The organism is Streptomyces sp. CB02400, from assembly GCF_001905725.1.
In the GTDB taxonomy this organism is placed as follows: domain Bacteria; phylum Actinomycetota; class Actinomycetes; order Streptomycetales; family Streptomycetaceae; genus Streptomyces; species Streptomyces atrovirens.
In genome coordinates, this window is sequence record NZ_LIWB01000004.1 from 406,342 (window position 1) to 429,097 (window position 22,756).

Annotated in this window: 28 protein-coding genes and 1 pseudogene; 15 read left to right on the top strand and 14 right to left on the bottom strand. The window is 69.9% G+C overall.

Annotated features, from left to right (window positions below; translation table 11 throughout):
* Positions 1-507: 507 nt before the first annotated feature.
* Genes AMK33_RS12885 through AMK33_RS42815 form a run of 3 tightly spaced genes read right to left on the bottom strand, consistent with a single transcriptional unit; the run spans position 508 to position 3,316 of the window.
* Complete coding sequence (locus AMK33_RS12885) at positions 508-1,758, bottom strand: IS701 family transposase (protein ID WP_073932922.1); 1,251 nt, start codon at positions 1,756-1,758, stop codon at positions 508-510.
* A gap of 24 nt (positions 1,759-1,782) precedes the next feature.
* Positions 1,783-3,114 carry an NAD(P)-binding domain-containing protein gene (locus AMK33_RS12890; RefSeq protein ID WP_073932923.1) on the bottom strand — a complete coding sequence of 444 codons (1,332 nt, stop codon included), beginning with the start codon at positions 3,112-3,114 and terminating at the stop codon, positions 1,783-1,785.
* A gap of 31 nt (positions 3,115-3,145) precedes the next feature.
* Positions 3,146-3,316: a hypothetical protein gene (locus AMK33_RS42815; RefSeq protein ID WP_167748566.1), complete on the bottom strand. Its 171-nt coding sequence runs from the start codon at positions 3,314-3,316 to the stop codon at positions 3,146-3,148.
* Between the two features lie 84 nt (positions 3,317-3,400).
* Between AMK33_RS42815 and AMK33_RS12895 the strand changes: the two genes are divergently transcribed.
* Complete coding sequence (locus AMK33_RS12895; RefSeq protein ID WP_073932924.1) at positions 3,401-3,766, top strand: ArsR/SmtB family transcription factor; 366 nt, start codon at positions 3,401-3,403, stop codon at positions 3,764-3,766.
* Positions 3,767-3,789: 23 nt separating this feature from the next.
* On the opposite strand, the gene AMK33_RS12900 is transcribed toward AMK33_RS12895, so the two are convergent.
* The gene (locus AMK33_RS12900; protein WP_073932925.1) at positions 3,790-4,137 is read right to left on the bottom strand and encodes an ArsR/SmtB family transcription factor; all 348 of its coding nucleotides are present in this window, start codon (positions 4,135-4,137) and stop codon (positions 3,790-3,792) included.
* Positions 4,138-4,183: 46 nt separating this feature from the next.
* Here AMK33_RS12900 and AMK33_RS12905 point away from each other — a divergent pair, with 46 nt between their 5' ends.
* The gene (locus AMK33_RS12905) at positions 4,184-5,230 is read left to right on the top strand and encodes a flavin-containing monooxygenase (protein ID WP_073932926.1); all 1,047 of its coding nucleotides are present in this window, start codon (positions 4,184-4,186) and stop codon (positions 5,228-5,230) included.
* Here the strand turns inward: AMK33_RS12905 and AMK33_RS12910 are convergent.
* From AMK33_RS12910 to AMK33_RS12925, 4 genes are all read right to left on the bottom strand, one after another.
* Positions 5,222-6,550, bottom strand: coding sequence for a hypothetical protein (locus AMK33_RS12910; RefSeq protein WP_143203824.1), 1,329 nt, complete (start codon positions 6,548-6,550; stop codon positions 5,222-5,224). The two genes, AMK33_RS12905 and AMK33_RS12910, sit on opposite strands and share 9 nt — an antisense overlap.
* A gap of 116 nt (positions 6,551-6,666) precedes the next feature.
* Entirely contained in the window at positions 6,667-7,731 is a 1,065-nt protein-coding gene (locus AMK33_RS12915) for an ArsO family NAD(P)H-dependent flavin-containing monooxygenase (RefSeq protein ID WP_073932928.1), read from the bottom strand.
* Positions 7,728-8,837, bottom strand: coding sequence for an ACR3 family arsenite efflux transporter (arsB, locus tag AMK33_RS12920; protein WP_073932929.1), 1,110 nt, complete (start codon positions 8,835-8,837; stop codon positions 7,728-7,730). Before arsB ends, AMK33_RS12915 begins: the two co-directional genes overlap by 4 nt.
* Complete coding sequence (locus AMK33_RS12925; protein ID WP_073932930.1) at positions 8,834-9,142, bottom strand: ArsR/SmtB family transcription factor; 309 nt, start codon at positions 9,140-9,142, stop codon at positions 8,834-8,836. The genes arsB and AMK33_RS12925 overlap by 4 nt, the downstream gene beginning before the upstream one ends.
* 95 nt (positions 9,143-9,237) lie before the next feature.
* Between AMK33_RS12925 and AMK33_RS12930 the strand changes: the two genes are divergently transcribed.
* Positions 9,238-9,660 carry an arsenate reductase ArsC gene (locus AMK33_RS12930; protein ID WP_073932931.1) on the top strand — a complete coding sequence of 141 codons (423 nt, stop codon included), beginning with the start codon at positions 9,238-9,240 and terminating at the stop codon, positions 9,658-9,660.
* A gap of 254 nt (positions 9,661-9,914) precedes the next feature.
* Positions 9,915-10,727 (top strand): hypothetical protein, encoded by an 813-nt coding sequence (locus tag AMK33_RS12935; protein WP_073932932.1) that lies wholly within the window; start codon positions 9,915-9,917, stop codon positions 10,725-10,727.
* A 67-nt stretch (positions 10,728-10,794) separates the two neighbouring features.
* Here AMK33_RS12935 and AMK33_RS42135 read toward each other — a convergent pair whose 3' ends face one another.
* The gene (locus tag AMK33_RS42135) at positions 10,795-11,058 is read right to left on the bottom strand and encodes a hypothetical protein (protein ID WP_143203825.1); all 264 of its coding nucleotides are present in this window, start codon (positions 11,056-11,058) and stop codon (positions 10,795-10,797) included.
* 241 nt (positions 11,059-11,299) lie between these two features.
* Here AMK33_RS42135 and AMK33_RS12940 point away from each other — a divergent pair, with 241 nt between their 5' ends.
* The 3 genes from AMK33_RS12940 (at position 11,300) to AMK33_RS12950 (ending at position 13,779) form a co-directional block, all read left to right on the top strand.
* Positions 11,300-11,911: a hypothetical protein gene (locus AMK33_RS12940; RefSeq protein WP_073932933.1), complete on the top strand. Its 612-nt coding sequence runs from the start codon at positions 11,300-11,302 to the stop codon at positions 11,909-11,911.
* Positions 11,912-12,323: 412 nt separating this feature from the next.
* Positions 12,324-13,253 carry a Rieske 2Fe-2S domain-containing protein gene (locus tag AMK33_RS12945; RefSeq protein ID WP_073932934.1) on the top strand — a complete coding sequence of 310 codons (930 nt, stop codon included), beginning with the start codon at positions 12,324-12,326 and terminating at the stop codon, positions 13,251-13,253.
* Positions 13,237-13,779, top strand: a complete 543-nt coding sequence (locus AMK33_RS12950) for a DUF1360 domain-containing protein (RefSeq protein ID WP_073932935.1) — start codon at positions 13,237-13,239, stop codon at positions 13,777-13,779. The genes AMK33_RS12945 and AMK33_RS12950 overlap by 17 nt, the downstream gene beginning before the upstream one ends.
* 7 nt (positions 13,780-13,786) lie before the next feature.
* Here the strand turns inward: AMK33_RS12950 and AMK33_RS12955 are convergent, their stop codons facing one another.
* Positions 13,787-14,317, bottom strand: coding sequence for a hypothetical protein (locus AMK33_RS12955; protein WP_073932936.1), 531 nt, complete (start codon positions 14,315-14,317; stop codon positions 13,787-13,789).
* A 289-nt stretch (positions 14,318-14,606) separates the two neighbouring features.
* Here AMK33_RS12955 and AMK33_RS12960 point away from each other — a divergent pair, with 289 nt between their 5' ends.
* The 3 genes from AMK33_RS12960 to AMK33_RS12970 are packed head-to-tail and all read left to right on the top strand — an operon-like array spanning position 14,607 to position 16,953.
* On the top strand, positions 14,607-15,071 hold the full coding sequence (locus AMK33_RS12960; protein ID WP_073932937.1) for a hypothetical protein: 465 nt from the start codon (positions 14,607-14,609) through the stop codon (positions 15,069-15,071).
* A 20-nt stretch (positions 15,072-15,091) separates the two neighbouring features.
* Complete coding sequence (locus AMK33_RS12965) at positions 15,092-16,243, top strand: zinc-dependent alcohol dehydrogenase (RefSeq protein ID WP_235618083.1); 1,152 nt, start codon at positions 15,092-15,094, stop codon at positions 16,241-16,243.
* 8 nt (positions 16,244-16,251) lie between these two features.
* Entirely contained in the window at positions 16,252-16,953 is a 702-nt protein-coding gene (locus AMK33_RS12970) for a phosphodiesterase (protein ID WP_073932939.1), read from the top strand.
* A gap of 95 nt (positions 16,954-17,048) precedes the next feature.
* On the opposite strand, the gene AMK33_RS12975 is transcribed toward AMK33_RS12970, so the two are convergent.
* Positions 17,049-17,732 (bottom strand): hemerythrin domain-containing protein, encoded by a 684-nt coding sequence (locus AMK33_RS12975; protein ID WP_327379176.1) that lies wholly within the window; start codon positions 17,730-17,732, stop codon positions 17,049-17,051.
* Positions 17,733-18,282: 550 nt separating this feature from the next.
* On the opposite strand from AMK33_RS12975, the gene AMK33_RS12980 reads away from it, so the two are divergent.
* Entirely contained in the window at positions 18,283-19,482 is a 1,200-nt protein-coding gene (locus AMK33_RS12980; protein WP_073932940.1) for a hypothetical protein, read from the top strand.
* 10 nt (positions 19,483-19,492) lie between these two features.
* A complete protein-coding gene (locus AMK33_RS12985) occupies positions 19,493-20,080 on the top strand; it encodes a hemerythrin domain-containing protein (protein WP_073932941.1) in 588 nt (195 codons plus the stop codon).
* Between the two features lie 127 nt (positions 20,081-20,207).
* Here the strand turns inward: AMK33_RS12985 and AMK33_RS44895 are convergent, their stop codons facing one another.
* From AMK33_RS44895 to AMK33_RS12995, 3 genes are read right to left on the bottom strand one after another with little or no spacing between them, the layout of a single operon-like run.
* Entirely contained in the window at positions 20,208-20,336 is a 129-nt protein-coding gene (locus tag AMK33_RS44895; protein ID WP_327379177.1) for a hypothetical protein, read from the bottom strand.
* Positions 20,337-20,345: 9 nt separating this feature from the next.
* The gene (locus AMK33_RS44900) at positions 20,346-20,522 is read right to left on the bottom strand and encodes a DMT family transporter (RefSeq protein ID WP_327379178.1); all 177 of its coding nucleotides are present in this window, start codon (positions 20,520-20,522) and stop codon (positions 20,346-20,348) included.
* A 37-nt stretch (positions 20,523-20,559) separates the two neighbouring features.
* Entirely contained in the window at positions 20,560-21,471 is a 912-nt protein-coding gene (locus tag AMK33_RS12995) for an SDR family oxidoreductase (protein WP_073932942.1), read from the bottom strand.
* A 176-nt stretch (positions 21,472-21,647) separates the two neighbouring features.
* Between AMK33_RS12995 and AMK33_RS13000 the strand changes: the two are divergent.
* The 3 genes and pseudogenes from AMK33_RS13000 to AMK33_RS13010 all read left to right on the top strand — a co-directional run.
* Positions 21,648-21,857: pseudogene (locus AMK33_RS13000) on the top strand (CBS domain-containing protein); the annotation flags it as partial.
* Positions 21,858-21,984: 127 nt separating this feature from the next.
* Positions 21,985-22,212 carry a DUF5133 domain-containing protein gene (locus tag AMK33_RS13005; RefSeq protein WP_073932943.1) on the top strand — a complete coding sequence of 76 codons (228 nt, stop codon included), beginning with the start codon at positions 21,985-21,987 and terminating at the stop codon, positions 22,210-22,212.
* 27 nt (positions 22,213-22,239) lie between these two features.
* Positions 22,240-22,743, top strand: a complete 504-nt coding sequence (locus AMK33_RS13010) for a DUF6098 family protein (RefSeq protein WP_073932944.1) — start codon at positions 22,240-22,242, stop codon at positions 22,741-22,743.
* The last annotated feature ends 13 nt before the right edge of the window (positions 22,744-22,756 follow it).

The following is a 22,756-nucleotide window of genomic DNA, read 5'->3' on the forward strand; positions in this document are numbered from 1 at the left end:
CTGGTGGTCCAGGGCATACTGTTCGTGCTGCACACCGGATCAGCCTTGGAGCACCTGCCGCAGGACCTCGGCTTCGGCTCGAGTATGGCCTGCTGGCGCCGCCGGCGGATGAGCCGAAGCCTGAGTATGGCCCGACTGCCCGGGCCCTCCTCACCAAGCTCCGTAGTGCGAACGCCCTGAACGTTTCCCGGCGGGCGGTCGATGACGCCGCCGACCGGGCGCTACAGGGGACACCAAATACGGAGCCCCGTCGACCGGGGCAGAGCGGTAAACCCCCACCTGATCACCGACGTCACTGCATGCTGGTCGCCGCCACCCTCACCGGTGGTGGTCGCAACGGCGTCACCCAACTCGTCCCGTTGCTGCGGGCCGTGTCGTCGTCGCCCCTCAGACGGGGGAAGGTGGTCAGTTCTTAGTACTCCAGCAGCGGATCGTGTTCTGAGCTGCGTTTTCGGTAGTGGCAGCGGCGGGCGACGGCCTGGCGGTGTCTTCTCCAGGCCGACCACTTCAGTGCGTGGGTGACGGGGTCGCGGTCGGCTCATGGGTGGGGCAGGAGAGCGTCCAGGAGCCGCCGGATCTCTGCCACGGTGAGCGGGACGAGGGCTGATCCGTTTCTGCAGCCCCCTTTGCGGCCTCGCTGGCCTGGGCGGCGAGTGCCGTCAGGACCGCGTGGGCGAGCAGGGCCAGGGTGATGTGCCGATACCAGCCGGGATAGCGGCGGACCTCGTACTCGTCCAGGCCGCATTCGTTCTTCGCGGCCTGGAAGCACTCCTCGATCGCCCAGCGGGAGCCGGCCACCTGGGCCAGCTCGGCGATCTCGACGCCGACGGGGGCGTAGGCCAGGTAGGAGGCCACCTCTTCGGGATCGGACAGGCTGCGGCGGGCCATCACCCAGCGGTGATGGGTCGGCGGGTCGGGGTCGAAGACGAGGTTGGCGGGCAGCTTGGCTGCGGCCCAGCCGTAGACACGCGGGCCCTTGGCGCCGTCGCCGCAGGAGAGTCTCTGCCAGGCATCGGCAGGGGCGTCCTCGATGAGCTGGTCGATGCGCCAGATGCCGGCCAGGGACTTGGTCTGCTGCGACTTGGGCACCGCCACCACATAGCCGACGTCGAGTTGCTCGAGCAGGCGGCGGAAGTGCCAGTCCTGCCCGTAGGCCTCGTCCGCGGTGACCCACGGGGCGGGCAGGCCGGCGGCCAGGCAGCGGCGGACGATGTCCCGGGCCAGCTCTCCCTTGGTCGCGAAGCCGCGTTCGTCGGGGATCTTCGCCGCCCGGCAGCGGTCGCGGTCGGACGTCCAGGCCTTGGGCAGGTAGAGCTCCCGGTCCACCAGGGCCCGGCCCGAACGGGTGGCATAGGCAGCGAATACGCCGATCTGGCAGTTGTCGATCTTTCCTGAGGTGCCGGTGTACTGCCGGCCGGCCCCGGCCGAGGTGGTGCCCTTCTTGATGAACCCGGTGTCGTCAATGATCAACACTCCATGGGGGCCAAGGGACTCACCGACGTAGGCACGGACGTCGTCACGCAGGGCGTCCGCGTCCCAGACGCTGCTGTTCAGCAGCCGCTGGAAGCCGTCCGGTGTGCGGTGGCCTGCCCATTCCGCGAGCTGCCAGCCGTTCTTCCGTGCCGCCCGCCCCAGCAGACCGCGGACGTAGTCCCGCATCCGCCACCGCAGATCCGCCCGAGCGAACCGGCCCGCCACCCGGGCGAACACCGACTCCAACTCCGCAGCCCAGCAACCGACTTCAGTCATGCCCTCCATACCAGGACAACGACAATCACCAGCTCAGGACACGAACCGCTGCTGGAGTACAGCGCAGCATCCGCCGCCTTCGGTCTGCTGGGCGTCCGGGGTGTCGAACAGGCCCGCACCGCCGCAGACCCCGGTCTCAGGGAGGGTGAGTTCCACGCGGTCGGCGGACTCGAGGTCGCCGGCGATGGCGGCGGCGACGGAGCGGACCTGCTCGTAGCCGGTCATGGCCAGGAAGGTGGGGGCGCGGCCGTAGGACTTCATGCCGACCAGGTAGACGCCCTGCTCGGGGTGGGAGAGCTCGCGGTGGCCGTGCGGGTAGACGGTGCCGCAGGAGTGCTGGTTCGGGTCGATCAGCGGGGCCAGGGCGAGCGGGGCCTGGAGGCGTTCGTCCAGGCCCAGGCGCAGCTCGTCCAAGAACGAGAGGTCGGGGCGGAAGCCGGTCAGCACGATCACCTCGTCCACCGGGTCGAGGCGACGTCCGTCCTCACCCACCAGGACCAGGCGGCCGTCACGGTCGCGTTCGAACGCCTCGGTACGGAAGCCCGTGACCGCGTCCGCGTGCCCCTTGTCGACAGCGGCCTTCGCGGCGAGGCCGAGGGCTCCTCGGGCAGGCAGTTGGTCGGCGGTGCCGCCGCCGAAGGTGGAGCCGGAGATGCCGCGGCGCAGGATCCACACCGCGTGCGTGCCCGTACCGCCCTCGGACTCGGCCAGCTCGGCGAGGTACGCGAGCGCGGTGAAGGCGGAGGCACCTGAGCCGATGACGGCCGTGCGCTTACCCGCGTACCGGGCGCGGACGGCCGGGTCCTTCAGATCCGGTACGCGGTAGGTGATCCGGTCGGCCGCCGCCCTCTCGCCGAGCGCGGGCAGACCGCTGCCGCCGGCCGGGCCGGCCGTGGCCCAGGTACCGGAGGCGTCGATCACGGCGCGGGCGAAGACGCGCTGCTCGCGGCCGTCGGCGTACTCGACGTGCACCACGAACGGCTGCTGCTCCCGGTCGGCGTCGACAATCCGGTCGCGGCCGGTCCTGGAGACACCGGTGACGGTGGCCCCGGTGCGCACCCGGTCGCCGAGGGCGTCCGCGAGGGGCTGCAGATACTGCTCGGCCCAGTCTCCGCCGGTCGGGTACGTCGCCGGGTCGGGGCGGGTCCAGCCCGTGGGGGCGAGGAGCTTCTCGGCGGCCGGGTCGACGACCTCGCCCCAGGTGGAGAACAGGCGCACGTGGCTCCACTCACGCACGGCTGCACCGGCACGGCTGCCCGTTTCCAGGACGAGGGGCTCGATGCCGCGCTCAACGAGGTGGGTGGCGACGGCGAGCCCGACGGGGCCGGCCCCGATGACGACGACAGGGAGCTGCTGGGTGCTCATGATGCTCGATCTCCTTGAAGGGCGAAGGGGGTCAGCGCGCGTGCGTGAGGGCGGTCAGCTGGACGTGCTGCCGGCGTTCGGCCGCCCGGGTGGCGCTGTCGCTGACCTGAGCGCAGCTGTCGCAGAAGCTGACGCCGGCCAGGTGGCGGGCGGTGCGACGGGCTCGGGCCGCGGTGAGCGCAGTACGGAGGGTGGTGGCCACGACGACTCCTTATTTCGATGTCTGTCGATACCTGTCTACGCCTCGGAGCTTGCCACCCGTATCGACGAGTGTCAACATAGACACATGTCGAAATCAGAGGTCGTGGAACTGCCCGTCCTGCAGGACAGTGACGTCGTGCCGTGCTGCCCGCCGATCACCGCCGGTGAGCTGTCCCCGGCGGACGCGGAGAAGATGGCCGCTATGTTCAAGGCGCTGTCGGACCCGGTGCGCCTGCGCCTGTTCTCCAAGATCGCCTCGCATCCGGGCGGGGAGGCGTGCGTATGCGACATCGCCGATGTCGGCGTCTCCCAGCCGACCGTCTCCCACCACCTCAAGAAGCTCCGCGAGGCCGGCCTGCTGACCTCCGAGCGGCGTGGCACCTGGGTCTACTACCAGGTCGCCCCGTCCGTGGTGGCGGCCATGGCCGCCCTGCTCGACCTGCGCGACTGACCGCCGCCCGAGCCGGGCTACCGTCAGGCGCCGCAGCCGGGCGGACAACAGCGCAGCAGGTATGCCTTGAGGGCGTCCAGGTGGTCAGCCATGGTGGCGCCGTCGGCGCGGTAGAAGACCTGTTTACCTTCCTTGCGGGAGAGGACCAGGCCGCTGCGGCGCAGGAGGCTCAGATGCTCGGAGGCCGTTGACGGCTTGAGGCCGCACCGCTCGGCGATCTCTCCGACGGTCAGTTCGCGACTGCCCGCGAACTGTTGCATGACCAGTTGACGGGTCTCGCTCGCCAGGGCCTTGAGGAAGTCGGCCGTCGCCGGGTCGACCCCCTCGCCCGCACCGCCACCCGCCACTTCCTCGGCTGATCCGCGACTCATACTTCGTCACTTCCCGAAACGACGACGTTTACAGGAGAAGGTTCTCATGGAGCACCACGCCGACCTCATCGTTCTCGGCGCCGGCCAGTCCGGTCTGGCCACCGCCGCGCTCGCGCCCCGCCACGGCTTCGCCCGTGCGCTCGTCCTGGAGTCCGCCGACCAGGTGGGCGGGTCTTGGCCGCGCTACTACGACAGCCTCACCCTGTTCTCCCCCGCCCGGTACTCCTCGCTGCCCGGCATGCGCTTCTCCGGTGACGGCGACCGCTACCCGACCAGGGACGAGGTGGTCGACTACCTGCGCGCCTACGTCCGTCGGCTCGACGCCGACATCCGCACCTCCACCACCGTCACCTCGGTACAACCGCGCGACGGTGCCTGGGTGATTCGCGCGGAGGACGGTGCCGCGTTCACGGCGCGTGCGGTCGTGGCCGCGACCGGCGCCTTCCGCAGTCCCTACACGCCGGCCGTGCCCGGCTGTGAGGAGTTCGCCGGGCAGTCGCTCCACGCCGCCGACTACCGCGCCCCCGAGCCGTTCACCGGCCAGCGCGTCGTGGTCGTGGGCGGTGGCAACTCGGCCGTCCAGATTGCCGCCGAACTCGGCGCAGTCGCCGAGACCACGCTGGCCAGCCGCCGGCCGATCGGCTGGGTGAAGCAGCGCCCGCTGGGCCGGGACATCCACTGGTGGCTCCGGCGCACCGGGTTCGACATCGCCCCGCTGAGCCGGATGCTGGAGAAGGTGCCGGTGTCCGTCCTCGACGACGGGCGCTACCGCAGGGCTCTCGACACCCACGGCGTCGAGCGGCGCGAGATGTTCGCCCGTCTCACGCCGGACGGTGTCGTGTGGGCCGACGGTGCCAAGGAACCTGTCGACACGGTCATCTGGGCCACCGGGTACCGCCTCGCCTATCCCTACCTGAACGGAAGCGGTGTCCTGGGCACTGATGGCCGGCCCCGCCACCACGGCGGCATCGCCACCGTTCCCGGGCTCGGGTTCGTCGGCATCGAGTTCCAGCGCAGCTTCTCTTCCAACACCTTGCGTGGCGTGGGCCGCGATGCCGCGCACGTGTTGTCCCGGCTCAGTCGCTCACGCTGACTCAGCGTCCTCGGCCGCACGGTTCCATGCCTCGCTGTAGACCTGGATCTCTTCTTCGGACAGGTCCAGGTCGCCGTGGACGCGCACCACGTTGGTATCCCACGGGCGCACGCCGTCGTGGCGTGGAGTGAGCAGGACTCCGAGCGTGGAAGATTCCTCTGCCATGCCAGTGCGCGCGGTGACCTCATGGTGGCGCAGTTGCACGTACGCGGAGAACGAAGCCTGGACGATGGGATCGAAGCGGGTGGCCGCGCCCACGATCAGCTGACGGGCTCCGTCCTCTTCGAGAAGACGCCGGAAGCGCCACTTGCAGTGCTCATCCGGTACCTCCGGCACGTCACGGAGCATGTCCAACAGCAGGTGACCCCATTCAGCCCGGGCCGGCACCGGCAGCCGGTCGAAGTCGGACAGCACCGTGAAGCGGTCTGCCTCAGCCACCGAATCGCGCAGGAAGCTGGTGGCAACGTCTTCCAGCATGATGCGGATCATGAGGTGGGCATGGGTACCGTCGGCCCCCGCCGGAGCCTGCGGCAGCCGCGGTGTGGAGAACAGCGTGCCACCCGGACCGACCAGCTCTGTGTCGATGTCCTTGGCCGGCGCGGCGGCATCGGCGGCGGCCAGCTCGTAGAAGCGGACCGGCTCCTCGCCCAGCGGAACGGGCTCTTCGTCGGCTGCGCGGAAGAGGTAATCGAGTACGGCGGTGGTGGAGCGCAACTGGTCGAACAGGAAATCCCCGTCGCGGCGGGTCAGCGCGATGGCGGGTATGCCGATCGGCTTCAAGCTGATCTGAGTTTCTTCCGGGACCTGGGGATGGTCCAGCAGGAACACCGCGACCCACTCGTACGCGTTGCCGTCGACCTGCAGTGCCCGCCCCCGGCCGTTGATCATTTCGGCGGGCAGCATGCGCAACTGCCGCACAGTGCCCTTGGCCTGGTTCATCGCCTTGGTCGCCACCTTCTGGATCCAGGCGGTCTCCTGAGCATCCGGCTTGGGCTTGATCGTGCGGGCCTTCACCTGCACGACTGCGCCTCGGCGGCCGGCCAGCAGCAGTCGATCGCCCAGTTCCCGTAGGCCCGATCCCTTGGTCGCATGTTCGGCCTGTTGAAAAACGAAGTCGGGCATTCCCCAGGTGGTCGCTGCAGTGTGAGCGGCAGCCTCAGCGCCCGGGCCGTGCTCGACGCCGGACGGCAACGGCAGCGCCGGAGGTATCCGTCGCATGTACGGCCCGTTGGGCGTCTCCACGATGAGGGTGAACGCGCTGGGGTCGTCAACCTGGATGTAGCGCCACAACTGAGTAGTAGAGGAAGCCGTGTCGGTCATGGCACCCATTAGACGCCGCGCGGCATGGCTGGTACGGCGAGTTACCACGGCTCCGCTGGCGGCGGCAGCATGTCCGGCATCTGAACTCTGGTAATCGTGCAGGCCGAGTCGCGAAGTCAGATATTCAGCTGACGCGCGATCTGTTGGGCGGCCCCGCGGGCAGGGCGACCCACACCGATAAGGGTGGCGGAGGCAGGTCCGGTCCAGTCGCCGTAACCGAGTAGGTGCAGACGGGGCTCACCAATGGCGAGGGTCCCGGAGGTCGCGACGTGGCCGCGCGGGCCGCGCAGTCCGAGCGGGGCGAGGTGAGCCAGGGCGGGCCGGAAGCCGGTGCACCAGATGATCATGTCGGCGTCCGACCGGCTGCCGTCAGCCCACTGGACGCCGGTGGCAGTGAGCCGGGTGAACATCGGCCGGGCTCGCAGGAGTCCGGCATCACGGGCGGCGCGGACAGGGGGGACGGCGACGACGTCCCCGAGCGAGGCGACCCCACCGGTGTCGCTGCGTCCTTCGTCGAGGGCGCGGCGGCGTGCGGTGGCGACGTCGAACAGAACGCGGCCGTCGACGTCGTCGGGGAGGAAACGGGGCGGGCGCTGGGTCACCCAGGTCGTCTCGACGTTGTCATCCAGTGCGAGGTCGGCTGCGATCTGGGCGCCGGAGTTCCCTCCACCGACTACGAGGACGCGTTGACCGGCGAAATCGCCTGGACGGTGGTAGTTCACGGTGTGCAGTTGCCGACCGGTGAAATCGGTGCTGCCCGGCACGGCGGGGACGAAAGGCCGTGACCAGGTACCGGTGGCGCTGATGACTGTCCGGGCCCGCCAGGTGCCGGAATCGGTCTCGACCAGGAGCCGGTCGCCGTCACGGTGCACGGCGTCGACCTGGGTGCCGTGCTGGACGGGCAGGTCGTACCGCTTCTCGTAGTCGGTGAGGTAGTCGACCACGTGCCCGGCGTCCGGGTAGGTCTCACCGGGCTGGGCGGGCATGAGGCGGCCAGGCAAGGAAGAGTGATCCGCCGGCGAGAAGAGGTGCAGCGAGTCCCACATGTGCTGCCAGGACCCGCCCGGTGCCGCGTCGGCGTCCAGGATGACGTGGCCGAGACCCTGGCGGCGCAGGTGGTAGCCGGCGGCGATCCCAGCCTGGCCGCCGCCGACCACCACCACGTCCGTGTGCTGCGTCACGGTGCTGTCGTCACCGCGCCGGCGGCGAACTTCTTACGCCAGGCCAGCGCGACGTAGACCAGGCCGATCAGCACCGGGACTTCGATGAGCGGGCCGACAACGCCGGACAGGGCCTGGCCGGAGGTGACGCCGAAGGTGGCGATGGCGACCGCGATGGCCAGCTCGAAATTGTTGCCCGCCGCGGTGAACGCCAGCGTGGTGGTGCGGTCATAGGCAAGCCCCAGGCCCTTGCCGAGCAGGAAGGTGCCGAAGAACATGACCGCGAAGTAGACGAGCAGCGGCAGGGCGATCCGGGCGACGTCCAGGGGCTGGGAGGTGATGGTCTTGCCCTGCAGGGCGAAGAGGATGACGATTGTGAACAGCAGCCCGTACAGCGCCCACGGCCCGATCTTCGGCAGGAAGCGCTGTTCGTAGCCCTCGCGGCCCATCTTCCGCTCACCGATCCGGCGGGTCAGGAAGCCGGCCAGCAGCGGGACGCCGAGGAAGATGACCACGTTCAGGGCGATCTCCCACATCGAGATGTCCAGGTGCTCTCCGTCGCCGAGGCCGAGCCAACCGGGCAGCAGGTCGAGGTAGAACCAGCCCAGCAGACCGAACGCGAGGACCTGGAAAACCGAGTTCAGCGCGACGAGCACGGCCGCGGCCTCGCGGTCGCCGCAGGCGAGGTCGTTCCAGATGATCACCATGGCGATGCAACGGGCCAGGCCGACGATGATCAGGCCGGTGCGGTACTCGGGCAGGTCCGGCAGGAAGATCCACGCCAGGGCGAACATCACCGCAGGTCCGAGGACCCAGTTGACGACCAGGGAGGAGATCATCAGCTTCCGGTCGCCGGTGACGGCGTCCAGCCTGTCATAGCGGACCTTGGCAAGGACCGGGTACATCATCACGAGCAGGCCGAGCGCGATCGGCAGGGAGATACCGCCGACCTCGACCTTCGCCAGCGCGTCGTTCAGCCCTGGAATGGCCCGTCCGAGCCCGAGGCCGACGGCCATGGCGAGCAGGATCCAGACCGCGAGGTAGCGGTCGAGGGTGGAGAGCCTCTTGACGATCGGGCCGTCGCCACCCCCGGTCTGCACGGAGGTGGTGGGCTCGGTGGAGGTCACGGGCAGGCCCTCTTGTTCTCGGCGGCGGTACGGGCGGAGGCGGCGAGCTCGGCGAACTGCTCGGACAGGCCGGCCAGGACCTCAGGCCTGAGCTTGTAGTAGGTGAAGCGGCCGCAGGGCTCGGTCTCCACGATCCCGGCCTCGCGCAGCACCTTCATGTGGTTGGACAGGTTGGTCTGCTTGGCTCCGGTCTCCTCGACCAGGTGCGTCGTGCACAGCGTCTCGCGCGCCAGCAGGGTCACGATCTTCAGGCGGAGCGGATCACCCAACACCCGGATCACATCAGTATCGACTGAAGTCAGCATGCACTGATACTCTCACATCACCACTCGCTGATACCAGCGGGGGCTGAAGTCATTGGCGGCCGGGTTCCGCCATGCGACGAGAGAGAACGATCACCATGGCCGACAAGCCGTCCGTCCTGTTCGTCTGCGTCCACAACGCCGGCCGCTCCCAGATGGCCGCCGCGTGGCTGACCCACCTGGCCGGCGACCGCGTCGAGGTCCGTTCCGCCGGCTCCAACCCGGGCGACCAGGTCAACCCGGCCGCCGTCGAGGCCATGGCCGAGGTCGGCATCGACATCTCCAAGGAGACGCCGAAGATCCTCACCATCGACGCGGTCCGCGAGTCGGACGTCTGCATCACCATGGGATGCGGCGACACCTGCCCCGTCTTCCCCGGCAAGCGCTACCTCGACTGGAGGCTCGACGACCCGGCCGGCCAGGGCGTCGAGGCCGTGCGCCCGATCCGCGACGAGATCAAGACTCTGGTCGAGGGCCTGATCGCCGAGATCGCCCGGGAGAAGCCGGAGGCGACGGCGTGAGCGAGATACGCGAGGTCGTCATCACCTAGCGCCGCGCTGCGAGCGGGTGCCGACCGCAGTGAACGCAGAGCGCCGTGTCGCCGCACTTCACCACGGGAGCGCCGAGGCTGCATTGATCGCCTTTCCAATCTGAATGCTCGGGCTATCGGGAGAGCCGACTCATGCACCAAGCCGCCCGGACGGTCAGCTTGACGATTCGACAGAGTACGTAAATAGCCGCACACTAGTACGACTCTCACGTCTACTCACGACTCGTGACAACCATTACTGAGGAAGATCGCCACCTCAGACGGATCCTCGCCTTGCTGGACAGTGCCAGGCCGTTCGAGAGCCTCACCCAGTCCGACTCACGGCAATGGCAGGTCCAGCCCGGCAGTGCCCTAGCCGGGGACGACGCGAAAACCGACCCCTATCAGGTGTCGCACAACGTCTGGAACGCTCTGAGCGTGGCCGTCGGCCACCTGCACTGCTTCCGCTCCACGTTCGCGGACGACGTAAAGGACAAGTCGGTACCGATCGCGCTCCACACCCACGGGCAATATTCGCTTCTACGCGGGGCCTTCGAGAACAGCGCCCGCGCGGTATGGATGCCTGGTCCTGCCCAGCGCCTGATACGGGTGCAGCAGCGGCTGTGCATTCAGGCCGGTGAGCACAAGAACTCCGACCGCATGAGAGCGCTGCTCCAGCAACAGCCCAAGCGACCACTGGATGTACGGATGCAGCAGCTGACGGACCTCGTCATACATGCAGGCACAGACGCGGCCGACGCAAAAAGGGCTCTCAGGCCAGTGCCTTACTCGGAGGTCGTGCGAGAGGCAGGAGCTCTCATGTCCATGGGAGCCGCCGAGGCCGAGGCCGTGTGGAGCAGCTGCAGTTCACTAGCCCACGGTGACGGCTACGGCACGCTCAGCGTCCTGGAACGCAACATCGTGGACACCCAGAGACGCGTGCATCTCACGCAGGTCACCAGCTCAACCATGGTGCTGTTCTGGGCCACAGACCGCACCGTCGCGATGATGCAGCGCGGCTTTGACCTATTCAAAGAACGCGCCACCTGCCATCGCTGACTTCAACTCCTCGGCGGTGACCACGTCGCTTCGGATGCCCCCAACAAACTAGACGCACGGCACACGTTCAGAAGGCACTGCCGTTGCCGAGGGAGACGCTCAAGTCATGAGTAATGATCGTGAGTTCAGGATGGCCGATGGCGCGGAGCTTGTGAGCCGCCAAGACGAACCGTTCGAGATACGGGTGAGTATCCCTTTCGACGACAGCGGGTTCGTAGGCCGACAGTGCCCGGACTGTTCGTTGGTCTTCCGCATGGATGCCGAGCAGTACAAGGCACTGCCTGATGACCTGACCTTGTGGTGCGTCTACTGCGGACACCACGCGGAGCACTCAGAATTCATCACCGAACAGCAGCGCAACCGCGTCATGCGAGCCACAGGTGACTTCGCCATGCAAACCGTGAGTCAAGAATTGGCCAAGGCGTTCGGCGAGTTGTCCCGCGGCATGCGCGGTGGCAGCTCCTCGTTCTCATACAAGTCCCGCCCCTTCTATCCTCGCCCGCTTCCGGAGATCGACGAGGAGCAACTCGTCCGCGTGCGCACCTGTCGCCGGCTGCCAAAACGACTATGCAGTGTTCGGAGAACACCGGTACTGCCCCGTGTGCGGGCAACTCCCGGCAGCGTCGATCGCCTTCGATGCCCTCCAGGCGGATACCGCCCGGCTGGACGCGCTGGAGACCCTGCCCTCTGACGCGAAGGCCCTCCTCCGCGAGCAGGGAGTTTTCACGCGCAACTGGGTCGACACCGTTGAGAACGTGGTTGGAGCCGTGGAAGCTCTGGCTTCATCCCTCTTCCGCTCGGCCGTACCCAACGCAGACAGCCTCCTGAACGGCAAAGGCGCCATCTTCCAACGCCTCGACCATATGGCCGACCTCATCGTCGCAGCAGGATTCGCCGACCTGCGGACGAACCTTGGCACGCAGACGTGGCAGCGTCTCCTCGAAACCTGGGCCGCCCGACACGTCTTCACCCACAACGACGGCATTGTGGACCAGAAGTACTTGACTCGGGTGCCGGGGTCGTCCGCACGGATCGGCCAATGCCTCGTACTCACCGACACTACGTGCCGTCGAGCTCTGGACGATGCCAAAGCCCTGTGTGAATGCCTCATCGACGTGCTTCGTCAGGCGCCCGCGAGGGCACATCCAGGGCACGTGAGCCTGGGAGACGGCGTTGGCCCGTGAGAACTACCGAAAGCAGTTTCCGCAGGTCAACGCACACTTCACCGAGAAGGACCAGGTCAGCGCACCACCGTGTCCGATCGCTGCACGAGTGGCAGGACTTCTCGCACCGGCTGCACGAGGCGGGGCATCAGGCTTATTGCCTGGTGTGGCCCTGAGCCGGGGTTTCGTAGGGGTCGGGCGGGGTCTTCGGGCCCCGCCCATTTCCGTGCCGGAGAGGTGCCGTCAGGTGGCCGGGGCGCGTTGGTTTTGCCGGGGTGCTGATGTGCCGCGGGTGGTGGGCGGTCGTTGTCTGCCTCCGGACGCCGTGCGCCAAGCCATGGGCGAGGGCCGACTCCGCGTTCTGGGCCGGCTGTTTGTCCCCTGCCGTCGGGGGGACCCTCCGCCCATGAGCAAGAAGCCAGGTCGCCGCCGTATGGGCCAGAACCGGATGCTGTGGCTGCTCGACGCCCTGGAGCGTGATCCCAGGGCGGACGCGGCGATCGACAAGCTCGCCAGGAGCGTGCGAGCGCTCCTGCCAGGCCGGACGCGAGACGCGTTGCACGGCAGGTGGCTGGGGCATCCTGTGCACCCCCTGATGGTCCAGGTGCCGATCGGCACCTGGATGTCCGCCGCCGTGCTCGACCTGTGTCCCGGCCGCGACCGGGAGGCCGGTCTCCTCGTGGGCGTCGGGCTGGCCGCGGCCGGCCCCGCCGCGTTGGCGGGCGCGGCCGACTGGGCCGAACTGCATCGTCAGCAGAAACGGGTGGGGCTGGTGCACGCCGTGACCAACACGGCGGCCGTGGGACTGTACGGCGCCTCGCTCCTCTGCCGCCTCACCGGACGGGCCGGAGCGGGCCGCGCGTACGGCTTCCTCGGGCTGACGGCGGTCGGCCTGGGAGGCATGCTGGGCGGCCACCTGGCATACCGGCAGGCTTCCGGCGCCAACCACGCCGAGGAAGTACCGCACGTCGTCGGCGAAGGCTGGCACAGGATCGGCACCGTGGACGAGTTCCCCGCCGGCCGGCCCGTGCGGCGCGCCGTGGACGACGTGCCGGTCCTGGTGGTGCGCGAGACCGGGGGGACCTTCCACGCCCTGGCCGAGCGGTGCAGTCATCTGGCGGGCCCGTTGTCCGAGGGCACGATCGCCGACGGGTGTGTCCAGTGCCCCTGGCACGGCAGCGTCTTCCGGCTCTCGGACGGCTGGAACGTCCGCGGACCCGCCACCGCGCCCCAGCCCGCCTTCGACACCCGCGTCGTCGACGGACACGTGGAGATCAGCCTGCGCCGTGCGGACGGGACGGAGAGCCCGGCCGAGGCACCGGAGCGGGCAGGAGAGGACGAAGGCCATGGTCCCGGCATCTGACGGCCGTATCACGGAGCGCCTGAAGCGACGGCTGCGACGCGTCGAACGCACCTACTCGGCGGGAGAAGACCGCCCGCTGCGCGGCTACGCGGCGGCCATGACGGCTTTCGGCGTCTACACGGCGGGGTGGGCGACGGTGGTCAAGATGCGCGGTCGTCCCGTGCCGGACCGGCCCGCGCCCTGGGACGTGGCACTGACCGCGGTGGCCACCTTCCGACTGAGCCGACTGCTGAGCAAAGCGTCGGTGACCAGCCCGCTGAGGGCCCCCCTCACCACGTTTCAGGGCTCGCAGGGGCCGGCCGAGCTGCACGAGGAGGCACGGTCCGAAGGCGCCAAGAGCACGGCCGGCGAGCTGGTGACGTGCCCGTTCTGCATGAGCGTCTGGGTGGCCTCGACCCTCACCGCCGGACAGCTGCTCTGGCCGCGCGCCACCCGCACCGCCATGGGGGCGCTCACCGCGCTGGCCGGCGCGGACGCCCTGCAGCTGACGTACAGCGCGCTGGTGGCCAAGTCGACCGGCGAGTGACCACTTCTCACACGCCCGACCGCCCCCGGGGCGGAGGTCCTACGTCGGGGTGACGGCCGGAGTGCAGCGCGGCGTGGCGCTGTCCCGGGCCGGGACCCGAGCGGGCGGCCAAGGCGTCGGCGACGGCACCGGTCGCGAAGGCGTACACCGTCTTGTGCAGCAGGTCGACGACCAGTTCACGACGCGGCCAGGTCTGGGGCGGGGCACCGACACCGGTGGCGTTCTCCAGGATCTGGTCACTGGTGACGCGGACGACGGCGAACTTCCCCGACGACCAGGGCCCGCGCAGCCCGGCGTGCGCCATCACCGACCGCAGCACGCCGAGGAGGGCACCCTGCCCCACGTGCATGGCCAGGTTCACCGGCACGGGCTGACGACCGGGATGCTCCCGCATGCCGGTCAGACGTTCCAAGGTGCGGGCGGGCACGTGGGAGTCACGGCGGCCGGTCAGCCGTTGCTCCGCCTTCTCGCCCAGCGTCATCACCAGCACCCCGGCCGTGCCGGCCACCAGCCCTTGCCACAGCGCGCGCTTCATCATGCCCCGGCGAGTACCCAAGGCTCCCCGACCTACCTGCTCCCCGGCCTCGCCCGGCGGCCGTCACCGTCCTGTCCGGGAGGCCGCGGAAGCCTGCGCCGGACGGCGGCCGCCGGGCACCGAGGCGGAGGGCACCCGCAGGCGGGGGCGGGCCGTCCGTGTCCCGGCGTGCGGGAGGGCTCCGCGTACTCGCGGCCCCGCCTTGTCCCGACCGTCACCGTTTCATGCGGGTGACCACGGAAACCCGGCGCCCGACGGTGGCCGCCGGGACACCGGAAGCGGAGGGCGTTCGATGAAGAAGCTGTGGTGGGCGGTTCCGGTCGCGGTCGCCGGGGCGGCGGCCGTGCGGCGGTCCCGGCCGGCGCACCGGGCCGACGAGCGGGCGGGCGACCGCTGGCTCACCGTGACGGTCAACCGGCCGCCCACGGACGTGGGGTCCGAGGGGAAGCCGCCACCGCCCCTGGACGACCTGGCGGAACGGATCGACGTGCGGATCCGCCCGGCGCCGGGCGACCGCGGCACGGAACTGGCCGCACGGTTCAAGGAGCCCGTGCCCGCCGCGTCCACCTCCGTGCCCTCGCGTCTGGCCGGGCAGGACCCGCGTCAGGAACTGCGGCGCGCGCTGCGCGACGCGAAGTCCCTGCTGGAGGCGGGCGAGGTACTGCGGCCCGACGCGCCGCCCACGACCCGCTCCACACCGGGCGGCAAGCTGGTCGAGGTGTTCACCCGTCGCTCCGGTGGGGAGGGAGTGCTGTGAAGGCGCTGTGCTGGGAAGGCGTGAACAAGCTGTCCGTCGAGCAGGTCCCCGACCCGGAGCCGCGCAACGACCAGGACGTCGTCGTGCGGCTGATCGCGGGCACCACCTGCGGCTCCGACCTGCACCTCATCGGCGGCTACATCCCGGCCATGCGCGCCGGCGACGTCATCGGCCACGAGTTCGTCGGCGAGGTCGTCGAGACCGGCTCCGCCGTACGCAAGCACAAGGTCGGCGACCGGGTCGTCGTCTGCTCCTTCGTCGGCTGCGGACGCTGCTGGTACTGCGCCAACGACCTGTGGTCCCTGTGCGACAACACCAACACCAACCCCGGCATCGGCCAGGCCCTCTTCGGCTACGAGGCCGCCGGCATCTTCGGCTACTCGCACGCCATGGGCGGCCTGCGCGGCAGCCACGCCGAGTACGTCCGCGTCCCCTTCGCCGACTACGGCGCCTTCAAGATCCCCGAGGGCATCGACGACACCAGCGCCCTGTTCGTCTCCGACTCCGTGCCCACCGGGTGGATGGGCGCCGACCTGGCCGGGGTGAAGCCCGGTGACGTGGTCGCCGTCTGGGGCTGCGGCGCCGTGGGGCAGATGGCCGCCCGGGCGGCGATCCTGAAGGGCGCCGAACGGGTCATCTCCATCGACCGCATCCCCGAGCGGCTGGCCATGACCGAGCGGTACGCCGGCGCGGAGACCATCGACTACACCACCACCGACGTCGCCGCGGAACTGCGCGAGCGCACCGGCGGACGCGGCCCCGACGTGTGCATCGAGGCCGTCGGCATGGAGGCCCACAGCGACGGTCCGATGCACCTGTACGACCAGGCCAAGCAGCAGCTCCGCCTCCAGACCGACCGGCCCACCGCCGTACGCCAGGCCATCCACGCCTGCCGCAAGGCCGGCACCGTCTTCGTCCTGGGCGTCTTCGCGGGCGCCGTCGACAAGTTCCCGCTCGGCGCCGTGATCAACAAGGGGCTCACCGTGCGCGGCGCCCAGATGCACGGCCAGCGCTACATCCCCATGCTGCTCGACCGGCTCGCCGCGGGCGAGATCCAGACGTCCCACCTGGCTACCCACAGCCTCTCGCTCGACGACGCGCCCACGGCGTACGACATGTTCAAGGAGAAGACCGACGGTTGCGTACGCGCCGTCATCCGCCCCCAGCCCTGAAGGACCGCATGATCATCAGTCGGGTCGCCCACGGACTCGCCCGGCGCCTGGCCTGGTGGCGCTCGGCACCGGCCCTGCACCCCCACGGGCTGCTGTGCACGGGGACACTGACCGTCACCGCCCACACGGGCACCGCCTGGGGCGTGCCGTGGCTCGACCGGCCCGGCTCCTACCCGGTGACGGTGCGCTGGTCACGGGCGCTGGGCCTGCCCCGAGGGCTGCCGGACGGCCTGGGACTGGCCGTCCGCGTCGAGGACGCCGACGGACCGGGCAGCACGCTCGACCTGCTGTTCACGTCCAGCCGCCCCGGCCGGTTCGGCCGCCATCTGCCTCTCCCCCGGCCCGACGCCCTGAAGGGGCCGTACTCGACCCTGCTGTCCTACCGGGTGGGGGATCGAGAGCGCGTGCTGGCGGCTTTCCCGGTCACCGACGGCCGCCGGGACGACGTGCGGCCGACGCTGCGGCAGGAGCTCGCCCGCGGGCCCGTCCGGTTCGCACTGCGGGCGGCCGCCCCGGACGAGCACTGGCGCACCTTCGCCAACCTGAGCCTGCAAGCCGTGCGCACCGCTCCGTCCTCCCGCACCGTGTCCTACGACCCGTACGCCCACAACCTGACCGGTCTGCGCCCCACCGGGCGGCTGCGCCGGCTTCGCGACGCCGCGTACGCCGGTTCCCGCCACGGGCGGACCGGCGACGGTCGCGACGAGTGAGGTGGGTCCTCCGACGGTGGGTGCCGACCGCCGGCGGACGACAGGAGGCCCGACCGCCGGACGCGGCGGCACGGACGGCAGGACTTCCTCGGACGTCAGTGGCGCCCCGGACGACGGGTGGTACGGACCACGCAGAATACGACGGCCGCGGCTCCTACGGCGCCCAAGGCGACCGAGGAGGCGCGGCGGGCGACGGGGCCGCTGACCGGCGCGAGGTCACGCAGCCGGTCGAACACGCTGAGGGGGACGCCTCGCAGGGCGTTGCCCGGCGGGCGCCGCGGCACGCCAGGGTGGGGGCGGGTCGGAGCGGTCGCCCGCACCGTCTCCCACGCGGCGCCGATCCGCCGCAACTGACGGTCGCTGAACTCGTCCCGAAGACGGGGCAGCAGCTCGTCCTCCTCGTCCCGGATGTCCTGGCGGATGAGGCTGAACGCCTGCTGGATCCACTCGGCACGCCGGGGGTCGTCGGGCGACTTCTCGACCCGTGCCACCAGATCGTTGATCGCCTGGTGCTCCTCCTCCACGTGACTGGTGAGTTCCTCGCCGTGGGGGGCCGCACGGCGCAGGAGGGGCCACAGGACGGTCTCCTCCGCGAAGGCGTGGCTGAACACCAGCTGGACGATGCCCTGCCACAAGGCGTCGAGCTCGTCGTCCGCACCACCGGCCAGCCAGCGGTTCATCATCGTGTCGAGCCGAGCGTGGTCCCTGCGCTGGCGCATCAGGATGCTGCCGTTGCCTCCCAGCGCTGCGGAATCCCGGCGGGTGATCGAGATGGTCACGGCCGCTCCTGCCTCGCGGTGACGCCTGATACCCGGACCGGTGCCGTCCTCCGTGCCGGAGGGGCGGCCGGTCCGCAGAGTCCGGGTTCCCGTCACAGGCGCGCCCCACCGTCCGACACCGCTCCTTCTGCGACCTTTCCTTCTACGGCCTTGGTCTGCGCGCCTCCTGCGCCCGTGCCGTCGGCGTGGCCGTCGACGGAGCCTTCGTTTTCCGCCCTCGCCAGGTGCTGGAGGGGCCGTCAGGCGGCCGAAGCGCGTCGAGGGCACACCGGTGTGTCCGAGGTCGGCGCCCCCGGGTGGCGGGCGGGTCACCGTCGTCTGCCGCCGGCCGCCGTGCCGTCCGGTCCGGTGAGGTGCGGACACACTCGCCGATGAGCACGGCGTCCGCCCGCTCGGTTGGTCCACCAGGGGGAATCACGCGGCCCGCGGACCTGAGTGGTGGCTGGAAAGCGCCCGTCGTGAACAGACTGAGGACCACGTCTGTGCTCGTCGCCTGAGGCGGGGTACCCCAGCGGCGCGCGAGTCCCCTCGTCTTCAGGAGGCACCCCCCATGACGTTCAATCCGCTGGAGCAGCGGGGCATCCCGCTGGACCGCCAGTTGCGCAGCTGGCGTGAGCTGAACGTGGATCCGATCGACCCGGACCACTGCGACCCGTACACCCGGTGCCGGATCATCACGATGAACGGGATCGAGGTGGAGGCGATCCTGTTCAGCCACCAGCTCGCCCGGCACACGGTCGATCCCGAGATCAAGCGGCAGCTGGCGCGGGTGCGCTACATCGAGGCGCAGCAGCAGAAGGTCGTGAACTGGCTGCTCCCCGGTGTCTCCTCGGTGCTGGAGACGACGATCGCGTACGAGCAGGTGGCGGTGGACCTGACGGCGTGGGTGGCCCGGATGGAGCCGGACCCGTACCTGAAGCAGGCGTACCAGTTCGGTGTGCTGGAGGACTTCGACCATCTGTACCGGTACGCGAACCTGTACGAGATGATCGAGCACCGCAAGGCGGAGTCGATCGTCGACGGCCTGACCGAGGTCATGCCCGGACGACCCACCCGGTTCCACCACCGCGATCCGGTCGACAACGTCCGCGACCCCTACGCCAAGGACGAGACGAACCCGCTGTCCAAGCTGCACGCGCTGACGATCATGTCGGCGGAGCAGCAGACCATGAACTTCTACATGAACACCGGCCCCACCTACATGGAGCCGATCGCCCGCCAGCTCTACCAGGAGATCGGGCTGATCGAGGAGGAGCACGTCACCCACTACGAGTCCCTCGTGGACCCGGGCGAGACGTGGTGGGAGCAGCTCGTCAACCACGAGTACAACGAGTGCTACCTCTACCACTCCTTCATGGAGCAGGAGAGCGACCCCAAGGTCAAGGCGATCTGGGAGCTGCACCTGAACATGGAGCTGGAGCACCTGCACGCCGCCTGCGACCTCATGCGCCGCCACGACGGCCGCGATCCCGCCTCCGTGCTCGCACCCGAGCTGCCCAACGTGCTCACCTTCGAGCCGAACAAGGGCTACCTGCGCGAGCTGCTGGACACCCAGATGGACCTCACGACACTGGGCGCCGGCTACGTGCGTGAGGCGCACGAGCGGTTCGAGCAGATGCAGGAGCGGATCCACGGCGGCGAGGCACCCCCCAGCGACCGGGTGATCCACGAGCACCAGGACATGTTCGGCCGCGAGTACCGCGTCCAGACCGAGGGCGAGCACCCCGACCCCTCCCAGCGCGAGAAGTAGGGAGGCCTCGATGTCCGAGCTGAAGACCCCGCACGCCGGGGACGACCTGGCCAAGGACGACGACGTCGTCTCCCTGCTGATGCGCCAGCACGGCGACATCCGCAACCTCTTCGACGAGGTCGAGGCCACCAGGGGTGAGGAACGCCGCGACGCCTTCCGCCGCCTGGTGCGCCTGCTGGCCGTGCACGAGACCGCCGAGGAAGAGGTCGTCCACCCCTTCGCCCGCAAGGGTTTCCCTGGTGGCGAGCAGGTCGTGAAGGACCGTCTCGCCGAGGAGAAGGCCGCCAAGGAGACACTGGCCGCCCTCGACGAACTGGACACCGACGATCCGAAGTTCATGCCCCAGCTGCTGAAGCTGCGCAAGGACGTCCAGGAGCACGCGCGGGCCGAGGAACGCTACGAGTTCACCCACATCCGCCGCAGCACCGACGTCACCGGCCTCGCCGCGATGGCCAAGGCGATCAAGGCCGCCGAGGCGATGGCACCCACCCGCCCCCACCCGGGCGTCGAGTCCGGGGCGAAGAACATGGCCCTGGGACCCGTCGCCGCCCTCATGGACCGCACCAAGGACACCGTCCGCAAAGCCATGGGCAAGTAGGTCCGGGACGGCCAGCCGTGACCGGGGCCGGGCCCATGGCCCGGCCCCGGTCGTCCCATCGCCTCGGCAGCCTGGCTCCTCGGCGCCTCCCCGGAGTCCTGTACGCCGACCGCGTACGCTCGTGGTGTCAGTCCAGGAGTTCCAGTCCGACGACACAGCCCACGATTCCCGCCGGCATGGGCAGTTTGAGCGCGGTCGCCGACTCACCGCCGGTGAGCATGGAGTACGTGACCGTGAGCACGGCTCCGATGCCCACCCATACGGCTTACCCGGTGCCCACCGGCAGAGTGCGCAGCGCATAGGCCAGGCCGATCATGCTGGCGGCCAGTCCGGCGAGGAAGACCAGCGTCGGCACGAGCCGGGAGAAGTTCCCGGATTTGCCGAGTGCGGTGGCCCACACGGCCTCCATGGCTCCGGAGACGATCAGGACGATCCATGCCACGGTCTGTGCCTTCGGGTCGACGGGGACGGTGGGCGGGTCAGTCGGTGGTGGTGATGCCGCCGGTGACGGCGATGATCTCCCCCACGGTGAAGCTGGAGTCGGCGTCGGAGGCCAGGTACACGTACACCGGCGCGATCTCCTCCGGCTGCGCGACACGCGCGAGCGGACCTTCACTGCCCAGATGGGCGAGCCCTTCCTGCGGCATGTTCGGGTCGGCGACGTTCAGCACCGTCCAGGTGGGACCGGGCGCGACCACGTTCGCGCGGATGCCGTCCTTGGCGAGGTGCTCGGCGATGGACTTGGTGAAGTTGACCAACGCCGCCTTGGACGCCCCGTAGTCGATCATGGTGTCGCTGCCCCTGAGGGCTTCTTCCGAGGCGGTGGCGATGATCGCGTCACCCGTCTCGAGGTATGGGCGCGCGGCCTGTACCAGGTGGTAGTAGGCGTACACGTTGACCTTGAAGGACCTGTCCCAGTCCTCGAAGCTGAGCTGCGAGAGGTCGGTCTGGCTGTTCAGGTGTGCCGCGTTGTTCACCAGGATGTTCAGGCCGCCCAGCTCCTGTACCGTCCGCTCGACCGCCTCCCGGCAGAAGGAGCCGTCGGCGAGGTCGCCCGGCAGGAGCAGGCACCTCCGCCCTGCGGCCTGTACCGCGTCGCGGGTCTCATCGGCGTCCGGCTGCTCCTCGGGCAGGTACACGATGGCCACGTCCGCGCCCTCGCGCGCGTACAGCAGCGCGACGGCGCGACCGATGCCCGAGTCACCGCCGGTGATGAGCGCGACCTTGCCGCGGAGCTTGTCCGCCGCACGGTAACGCTTCGCCTCGTAGCGCGGCCGTGGGCGCATGTCACGCTCCAGCCCCGGGGCCTGCTGCCGCTGCTTGGGGTAGGGCGGCTTCGGCTCGGCGCCGTTCTGCGGGTCGGCGCTTTCGGTCCTGCCGTTGTCCTGCATGTTCGTGAGCCTCCTGAGGACGTGGGTCGCGCTCGGCAGTCAGGTATCCCACGGGCGGTCCCGCACACCCCCGGCCAGGCCCGATGACTGTCCGGGGCGCGGCCGCCACAGGTCGGACCCCGAGTCCTGACCGCGAACCCCCGTGCCCCTGTGGGGGCGGATCACCGCTCTGCCCGGCCGGCGACCCGGTCCAGGGCGAGGCCGTGACCATCGGCGCCGACGACGACGTGGAGGAGATCCCGCGGACCATGACGGAGCACAAGGTGCGCCGCCTGCCGGTGATCGACGGGCACGGCCTGGTCGGCGTGGTCGCCCAGGCCGGCGTAGCCCGCTCCCTGCCCGGCCCCGAGGTCGGCGACCTGCTCCGGGCCCCGTCCACCGGCTGAGCTCGACACCGGCCTCCGGACCTCCTGGCCGCCGGGTGCGGGAACACACCGGATTGGCGGGCCCGGGCCCGGGGCACACGGGTCGGTGTATGACCCACGCGAGCGATGGTGACGAGGGAGGCTCCCGATGCTCTTGGCACACCCCGTCGTGCTGAAGAACCTCATCGAGCAGTACGAGACGCTGCGCGCCCTGCGCGCCGAAGACGGCGCCGAGGAGGCGCGTCGGCGTATGGAGGACGTCGCTCACACGCTGTGCGTGTCGACCGGGACCAGCGACGTTGACGCCGCCCTCGTCGCCGCCCGCCACCGGCTGCCCGGAGCGCGTACCGAAGACGACTCCCTTCTGGCCATCTGACTGCCCCCGGCATCGCCCCACCACACCATGACCAAGACCGTCGACCTGCCGACGTTCAGCAGCCTCGATGAGCTCACCCGGCTCATCACCCGCCGCCGCGGCCTCTACGTGCGCTGGTCCCGCGGGCCGCAACGCGACCTGCCGAAGACGAGCAGTACGGACGACCTGACCGGGATCAAGCTGCCGGGCCTGTCGGCCAGCCCGCTGGACCTCGAAGACTGGTGGGGCGAGCGACCCGTGCGCGTCTGGGTCGCCCGCCGACTGTACGACTACTGCCACCTGCCGCACGTCAAGGACGCCCGCACCCGACCCTGGGTCCTGCACGGCTCCGAGACAGCCCGCGGGCCGGACAACGAACCACTGGTGACGGAGATCGAACCCCTCGGCTGGATCGCCGACCAGGTGATCACGGACGCCTGCCGCATCATCACCGAACAGCCCGGGCGCTGGGGTCCGCTCGAACGGGACGAGCCTCCTGAGCGGCTCTCGCCATCCCCAGGGCGGTCGCCGAGGTGGGACGACCGCCGGTGACCCTCCGGCGGCG